Source organism: Phormidesmis priestleyi BC1401, assembly GCF_001650195.1.
Lineage (GTDB): Bacteria > Cyanobacteriota > Cyanobacteriia > Leptolyngbyales > Leptolyngbyaceae > Phormidesmis_A > Phormidesmis_A priestleyi_B.
In genome coordinates, this window is the sequence record NZ_LXYR01000107.1 from 1 (window position 1) to 6,642 (window position 6,642).

At 49.5% G+C, this 6,642-nt stretch carries 8 protein-coding genes and 2 pseudogenes; 4 read left to right on the forward strand and 6 right to left on the reverse strand.

What is annotated here, in order from left to right:
- Nucleotides 1-141: 141 nt before the first annotated feature.
- From A8707_RS28685 to A8707_RS25125, 3 genes and pseudogenes are all read right to left on the reverse strand, one after another.
- A complete protein-coding gene (locus tag A8707_RS28685; protein ID WP_156518872.1) occupies nt 142-282 on the reverse strand; it encodes a hypothetical protein in 141 nt (46 codons plus the stop codon).
- Nucleotides 224-529, reverse strand: a pseudogene (locus A8707_RS30015) (transposase); the annotation flags it as partial. The gene A8707_RS28685 and the pseudogene A8707_RS30015, both read right to left, overlap by 59 nt.
- Nucleotides 530-938: 409 nt before the next feature.
- Nucleotides 939-2,564 carry a cryptochrome/photolyase family protein gene (locus A8707_RS25125; protein WP_082906504.1) on the reverse strand — a complete coding sequence of 542 codons (1,626 nt, stop codon included), beginning with the start codon at nt 2,562-2,564 and terminating at the stop codon, nt 939-941.
- A gap of 207 nt (nt 2,565-2,771) precedes the next feature.
- On the opposite strand from A8707_RS25125, the pseudogene A8707_RS28695 reads away from it, so the two are divergent.
- The 4 genes and pseudogenes from A8707_RS28695 to A8707_RS25140 all read left to right on the forward strand — a co-directional run.
- Nucleotides 2,772-2,873: pseudogene (locus tag A8707_RS28695) on the forward strand (transposase); the annotation flags it as partial.
- A gap of 257 nt (nt 2,874-3,130) precedes the next feature.
- Nucleotides 3,131-4,075, forward strand: a complete 945-nt coding sequence (locus tag A8707_RS25130; protein ID WP_068820069.1) for an NAD(P)-dependent alcohol dehydrogenase — start codon at nt 3,131-3,133, stop codon at nt 4,073-4,075.
- A 116-nt stretch (nt 4,076-4,191) separates the two neighbouring features.
- The gene (locus A8707_RS25135; RefSeq protein ID WP_068820060.1) at nt 4,192-4,563 is read left to right on the forward strand and encodes a hypothetical protein; all 372 of its coding nucleotides are present in this window, start codon (nt 4,192-4,194) and stop codon (nt 4,561-4,563) included.
- Between the two features lie 29 nt (nt 4,564-4,592).
- Nucleotides 4,593-4,901: a tetratricopeptide repeat protein gene (locus A8707_RS25140; protein WP_068820063.1), complete on the forward strand. Its 309-nt coding sequence runs from the start codon at nt 4,593-4,595 to the stop codon at nt 4,899-4,901.
- An 89-nt stretch (nt 4,902-4,990) separates the two neighbouring features.
- Here A8707_RS25140 and A8707_RS25145 read toward each other — a convergent pair whose 3' ends face one another.
- The 3 genes from A8707_RS25145 to A8707_RS25150 form a co-directional block, all read right to left on the reverse strand.
- Complete coding sequence (locus tag A8707_RS25145; protein ID WP_068820065.1) at nt 4,991-5,791, reverse strand: Rpn family recombination-promoting nuclease/putative transposase; 801 nt, start codon at nt 5,789-5,791, stop codon at nt 4,991-4,993.
- A 173-nt stretch (nt 5,792-5,964) separates the two neighbouring features.
- A complete protein-coding gene (locus tag A8707_RS28700) occupies nt 5,965-6,141 on the reverse strand; it encodes a hypothetical protein (RefSeq protein WP_156518874.1) in 177 nt (58 codons plus the stop codon).
- Nucleotides 6,142-6,289: 148 nt separating this feature from the next.
- Nucleotides 6,290-6,553 carry a DUF4058 family protein gene (locus A8707_RS25150; protein ID WP_068820067.1) on the reverse strand — a complete coding sequence of 88 codons (264 nt, stop codon included), beginning with the start codon at nt 6,551-6,553 and terminating at the stop codon, nt 6,290-6,292.
- Between the last annotated feature and the right edge of the window lie 89 nt (nt 6,554-6,642).

Consider the following 6,642-nt stretch of genomic DNA (forward strand, 5'->3'; position numbering starts at 1 on the left):
AAACCTCATCAATCTTCGATGGCACTGCTCAAAATCCTGATTGGTTAGGCGAGGAGCCAGAGCGAATTCAGCAGTTAATGTCAGCGTAAAGCATGAGTAGTCAGGAGCTTTGACCATCTAAGATTCAAAGCTTCTGACCCATTAAACTTCTTGCAAAAGTCTGAAGATGCCCTCATCCCCCAACCCCTTCACCCAAGCTGGAGAGAAGCGATTATCTTGAATGTCAGGGCGATGATGCTGGTTGTGCAGCAAATTGTTTCGGAGGTTGCCAGTTTGTACCATTTTTAGTCAGGGCATTGAGGATCGTTAAGAGTTTGTGCATACAGGCACCCAGAGCGACCTTGACGGGTTTACCTCGCTTGAGCAATGGGTCATAGCTTGAAGGACTGGATTACGGCGCACCGCGACTAAAGTTGCCATGTAGAGCATCTGTCGAACTGCAACTGCGACCCCCAAAGATCGTGCGCTTACCCTGCATCTGTCCACTATCGCGATTGAGCGGAGCCACGCCCACGAGGGTACTAATCTGGTTATGTCGCAAGAATGGTAGGGTGAGGAGGCTCATTTTTCTCCGAACTTATGCTAAATGACTTCCCAATCCTTGTTTAAGTAGCGACACTTTTTGCCAGAAATCATCTTGCTAAACGTGCATTGAAGCGATAAGGATGATCAGAAAAGGACAAGTGAAAGGAATCAGTCAAAGGGACAGTGGGTCTCAAATGAAGTTCATCAAAGAACTTTTTGGAGTGAGCGCTTAAGAAAATACAATTGGTACAGATCGTTTGTCACTTTAAAAAGTTTGCGACAGAACTGGTTCACGACGGTTCAGCACGTCATACCAGCAGCCATTAAATAAGTTGTCTAACACAATGCGTTGAAAGCAGTGGTTGAATCGAATCAGAAAGCGTCGCTGCTGGGCAAGATCAGGTAGAACCCGATTAGTGAGATCGAGAGATTGGTTGCGTAGTTGGGTGAGCCTTTCCATCTGGGGAGCTTGAAGGTAGGGGATACTCAGTTTGCTGGTGGGCAGCACGCCATTCGTTGGCTTTTTGACGAATCAGTTGACGTTCTTCTTCAGAGAAGCGTGCCAGATTGAACATAATCTGACCCATGCGGTGATTCTTTTTTAATTTATCCTGATGGCGATCGAGAAAATCCCAGTAAAAGAAGTTGAAGGGACAGGCATTTTCACCGATGCGATCGCGGCGATCGTACGTGCAGTTCTTGCAATAATCACTCATATTGTTGATGTAGTTTGCTGAAGACGCATAGGGTTTAGATGCCATTAACCCGCCGTCTGCAAATTGCCCCATACCAATGACATTGGTTTGCATCACCCAGTCATAGCCGTCAATAAACGCCGTGTGAAACCAGTCTTGCAACTCTTGGGGTGAGACTCCAGCGATCAGTCCAAAGTTGCTCAACACCATTAAGCGTTGAATGTGATGGGCATATCCCGTTTCTTTAACTTGAGTGATCACCTGATGCAAACAATTCATCTGAGTGTCACCCGTAAAATAGAATCCCGGCAATGGTTGAGTGTGATTGAAGTAGTTGAGACTGGGATAGTCTTCGCCCATGTGCAGATAGATGCCGTGCATATATTCACGCCAGCCTAAAATCTGTCGCACAAATCCTTCAACGCTGTTCAGTTCCCATTCACTTTGGTTTTGATAATAGGCTTGTTCAGCCGCTTCTAACACTTCTAAGGGGTGAAGCAATCCTAAATTTAGATAAGGAGACAGCATGGCGTGCCACAGGGTTTGTTCGCCTGTCACCATTGCGTCTTGATAAGGACCAAATTCTGAGAGCCGAGTCTGCACAAAGAATTCGAGCACCTGGAGGGCTTGCTGTCGCGTCACCCCCCACAGAAATGGCTCGATCTGCCAGTAGTGTTGGCTATCTTGAAATGCGGGAGATTCTTTGATCCAATCAATGACTTCTTGCGTGATGCGATCGGGTTTGAACCACAGTGCTTCGGGCAACGTGAGTTTGCCTTTGGGCGGTTTACGGTTTTCTTTGTCAAAATTCCAGCGACCCGTGATCGGTTGGTCGCCTTCCATCAACACGTTAAATCGTCGCCGTCCTTCGCGATAAAAATCTTCCATCACAAGGCGTTTACGAGAATTTGCCCAGTCAATTAACGCTTGATCGTTCCAGATAAATCGATTGCTGGGAGTGAGAGTAATCGGGCACGGCAGATCCAAGTGTTCGATCAAATTGGCAAAGGGACGATCGGTGGGAGTCATCACCCGTAACTCGGTGATCTGATGCTGCTCAATCCACGCTAATAGGGGCGTTTTGAAGTCTACATCCTGCTTGTAAGTGACCTCCCAACCGTCTTGACGCAACTCGTCAGCAAAGTGGCGCATTGCCGACCACACCATCACCAACTTTTGCAAATGGTAAGGCAACTCTTGAGCATGATGCAGCGATTCGATAAAAATGACAGGCGTTGATTGAGTGCGATGACCCCCAGGGGGAACTGCAACGCGATCGCAGCTTTGTAGTGCTGATTGCCCTGCCCAAAGCTGATCGCCCAACACCCAAATTCCAACCGTCATACGACTAACCTTTTACGAATCTCGATCGCTATTTTGACACCCTATCACGCAAATTCCGTCTTTCTCAAGATGCACTCAATGGCTTTTCTAGCACCGTCCCCTTCTGACTCAGTTCCCTACGGAGGGAAACCCTTCTTCGGAGCTGGACGCTGACAACAAGATTTCGTCCCTTGATTCCCGTGGGATGAGCGTGCGAGATATCCAAGCATAACTGAACTTCAGAATCGCGGACTCAAAGATATCTTTACCGCCTGCTGTGATGGACGGACGGGCTTCCCAGATGCCATTGAAGCGATGTTTCCTAAGACTTGGTGCAGTATTGACATACCCTATCTCTTTGCCAGATAAGACAATGCTAAGGAGCGCTCACTCCTTCACTAGGCTCGGAGCATCTGAGAACGCTAGCAAATGGTCTGGTGAACTAATCGTCTGTCTAGGGAAAGGTTTACTTTACCCCTCACGCTGGTACAACTGAATGCAACAGACAGATCTCGGCAACTACTAGACGAGCGCTGCCCGAAACTCTAATCCGAGTGGGTCTGAATCCTTCAACTTGAGAGATGCTGATGAAAGCTGCCCTGATTCACCGCTATGGTGCCCCGAATGTGTTCCAGTACACAGACCTTGAGCGACCCGCGATCGAGCGTCATCAACTGCTGGTCAAGGTTCATGCTTCTAGCGTCAACCCGATCGACTGGAAAATGCGCCAAGGCAAGCTCAAGCTGATTACAGGCAATCGGTTCCCGATGGTGTTGGGATTTGATGTTGCCGGAGAAGTCGTAGAAGTGGGCGAAGCAGTGACTCGATTTCAGCGAGGCGATCAGATTTATGCACGACTCGATCAGATCACCGGAGGCGCTTATGCAGACTATGCGGCAGTGTCTGAAACGGTTGCCGCCCTCAAACCGACGACTATGACTTATGAAGAGGCGGCTGCCGTGCCCCTCGCGGCGATGACGGCTCTGCAAGCGCTGCGGGATGAAGGCAAACTAGACGTGGGGCAAACGGTATTAATCAATGGCGCATCAGGCGGAGTCGGAACCTATGCGGTGCAGCTTGCCAAAATCTTGGGAGCCGCAGAGGTGACTGCCGTTTGCAGCCTCAAGAACGGAGGCTTGATGAAGAGTCTGGGAGCCGATCGGGTTATCGACTATACTCAACAAGATTTCACCCAAGGCTCTAGCCATTACGATATTGTGTTTGATGTCGTTGGCAATCGCTCACTGGCAGAGTGCAAATCTGTGTTGCAGCCCAACGGCGTTTACATCACGACCCAACCTTACCCTAGCAACTATCTTCAGAGTTTTCTTACCGCGTTTTTACCAGGTCAAAAGTACAAAGTAATATTGCTGCGATCGAAGGGATCTGATTTAGCTTACCTTGCTGAACAAATTGAATTAGGCAAACTTCGCTCGGTCATCGATCGCACCTATCCCCTCTCCGACATTGCTGCCGCTCACGAGTATAGCGAAGCCGAACACACGATCGGGAAAGTTGTCATCACGATTTAGGGTCTTGCAACTGTCGTTAAAGAGTAGCCGTCCCATTTTTGAACACGAGTTCTGATATTGCATATGCTTCAACTGCTAGAGAGATGACTTCTTGAAAGCGTTGAGGAACTCTAATCATGCGACTCAAAAAACTTGGATTTACTGCCTGTCTGTCTCTCCTTGCAAGCATGATGCCCCTGATCGGAATGTCTGCTGCTCAAGCTAATTCGCCTCGTCTACTAATTGCGTCTGAGAACCGAACTCGACAAGTAGGACAAACAGACCAAGTTGAGCGATGGTTTGAGGAAGGTAAGCAGCGACTTGGTGCAGGAGGCAAACCCGCAGAAGCCTTGGTGCTGTTTGAAAAGGCTCTCAATGCGGATGCAAGTTATGTGAACGCGTGGATTGGCAAGGGCTATGCACTGTATGACCTGGAACGATCTCCAGAGGCGTTTACCCCAAAGGGGAACTGCTTCGCAACGCTGCCTTTCAACAAGCAACGAAACTGAATCCGAATGCAGTTGGGGCTTGGATTGGGTTGGGCAATGCGTTAGATGATAATGAACAGCCCGACAAGGCGCTGGCTGCTTATGATCAGGCGTTGAAACAGAGCAATGCGCTATTTGGACTGGAGCGATATGAACAGGCGATCGCATCCTACGACCAAGTGATCAAGATTGCGCCAAAAAGTGAGTGGGCGTGGTTTAACAAAGCAATGGCGTTGTGGAATCTGGAACGCTATAAAGACGCGATCGCATCTCCGGATGAATCGCTAAGGATCAATCCAAATAATCAAGAGGCGAAACAGGCGAAACAGGAGTTGTTGCAGTTGGTGGCAACGCGATAGGGAATGGCAGACCTTACATCCTACAAATGTCCAAGATGTTTATCTTCTTGCCAAATCTTCTGGTCAATCAACGACTCTCGTATCATCTTCTATGAATGCTGTGTCGTTTGAAGTTGCTGGATCTGCTCGATCGACAACCCAGTCACACGAGCGATCGCTTCAACATCCATCCCTTCGAGCAGTAAATTTCGGGCAACCTCCGATCGTCCACGCTGTTCGCCGATTTGTTCGCCACGCTGTTCGCCGACTTGTTCGCCTTCTTGCCAGATTTCTTGGTAAATCACAGACTCTCGCATAATTCCCTCCCGGAAGATACGACGGACTTCGTTCTTATCGTATTTTAACCCTGCCATCAGTTGCACGTAGGCAGAAATTTCTTGGCGATCGTCCGCTTCGTCAATTTCAGCGACTTGTTGAGCGACCTGGTTAAGCAGTTGGCTTGGGTTTTGAGTCTGGGTGAGAGTGGCAAGGGGCAACAAAGCGGGATCGTTGAGAAATCTCTCTGGGTCTTGCTCCCACATTTTCACCACTTGATATTCGTGGCGTGTAGATTCTAACTCGAAGGCGGTTTCGATCGGGGTTTCTTCACTGGGAGGGAGGAGAAGGACGACCACTTGCGTGACGGGCGATCGATAGAGTCGATGCAGCCTGACCCAATAATCAAGCAGGCGTAGAGGCATGGGTGGATTGGATTGCCACTGGGTTTGAAATTCCAAATGGAGGATGCGCCCAGTGGTTTGCAGAAAGGTTACAGAGTCGGCGCGAATGGGTTCGATGCTCAACTCGGTTTTGAGGACTTCGATCGTGTCGAGTTCTTTGCCCAAAATCCAGATGGCAAAGCGTTGAGGGTGTTTTTCTGCCAGGAGTTTGCAGAGATTGTCAAAGCTCATGCGATATCTGGAGTGTCGCTGCCTCAGTGTATCAGCAGATCGATTCAAAGCTCGATCGCGCTTCCAATCTGTCGTCAATCTTGTAAACATTGTGGGATTGCATAAGGTTCGATCGCTCAGAGAGATAAATTACTCGGTAAGGATTTTCTCTCAAAGGAGTCTCTGATGCGCCCTCATCTAAAGTCGGTTAGTCTGGCGATGGCAACGTTGAACGCGATCGTGCTTGCTCTCAAAGCCAGACCCGGCTGACCCAAGCCTTGCGCCAGGTCACTCGTCCATATTGCGAAATCATAGCCACAGTGCCCCGGCAACGACAGTCCGGCTTGGGCAATTTCTAACGCTTCTGGCACCGCGTTTTGGTCTCGTAACGTCTTGGCAAGCGCGGTTTTGAACGAGTTGAGCTAGACGCACGATCGCGTCCCCGGCGCGAGTCAGTTGCGATCGCACACTCAGGTAACTTCGCGCACAAGCGATACTTTTCAGGCAACGGTTTTGGCATTACTGACTCCGCAGCGGGGCAAGCAATTCATCGACCCACTGCTGATCCACGCTAGATAAGGCGGGGGGAGGAACGGGACGACGATAATCGATGCGTAGATCGTAACTGCCGCGATCGTAGACCCCCATCAGAATCGCTTGCAGATCGACGATCGCGTCCCCATCTTCCAGCTTCAAGGGCAGTGGGAAAGCAGGAATCATCTCTGGCAACCCAAATCCATAGAGGTTTGCGGTCGGACGGATGGCTTCCGGGCTGAGTGACATACTCCTACCCTGAATCAAAGATTACAGGGTAGGCTTCCAACAGCCCGATGAAGGGTATGCAGGATTTCCTTCGTGGTACTTTGATCCAT

What these genes read in the sequence shown, in the direction of transcription:
- A8707_RS28685 (WP_156518872.1), bottom strand. Translation starts at nt 282, where the DNA reads ATGGTACAAACTGGCAACCTCCGAAACAATTTGCTGCACAACCAGCAT.
- A8707_RS25125 (WP_082906504.1), bottom strand. Translation starts at nt 2,564, where the DNA reads ATGACGGTTGGAATTTGGGTGTTGGGCGATCAGCTTTGGGCAGGGCAA.
- A8707_RS25130 (WP_068820069.1), top strand. Translation starts at nt 3,131, where the DNA reads ATGAAAGCTGCCCTGATTCACCGCTATGGTGCCCCGAATGTGTTCCAG.
- A8707_RS25135 (WP_068820060.1), top strand. Translation starts at nt 4,192, where the DNA reads ATGCGACTCAAAAAACTTGGATTTACTGCCTGTCTGTCTCTCCTTGCA.
- A8707_RS25145 (WP_068820065.1), bottom strand. Translation starts at nt 5,791, where the DNA reads ATGAGCTTTGACAATCTCTGCAAACTCCTGGCAGAAAAACACCCTCAA.
- A8707_RS25150 (WP_068820067.1), bottom strand. Translation starts at nt 6,553, where the DNA reads ATGTCACTCAGCCCGGAAGCCATCCGTCCGACCGCAAACCTCTATGGA.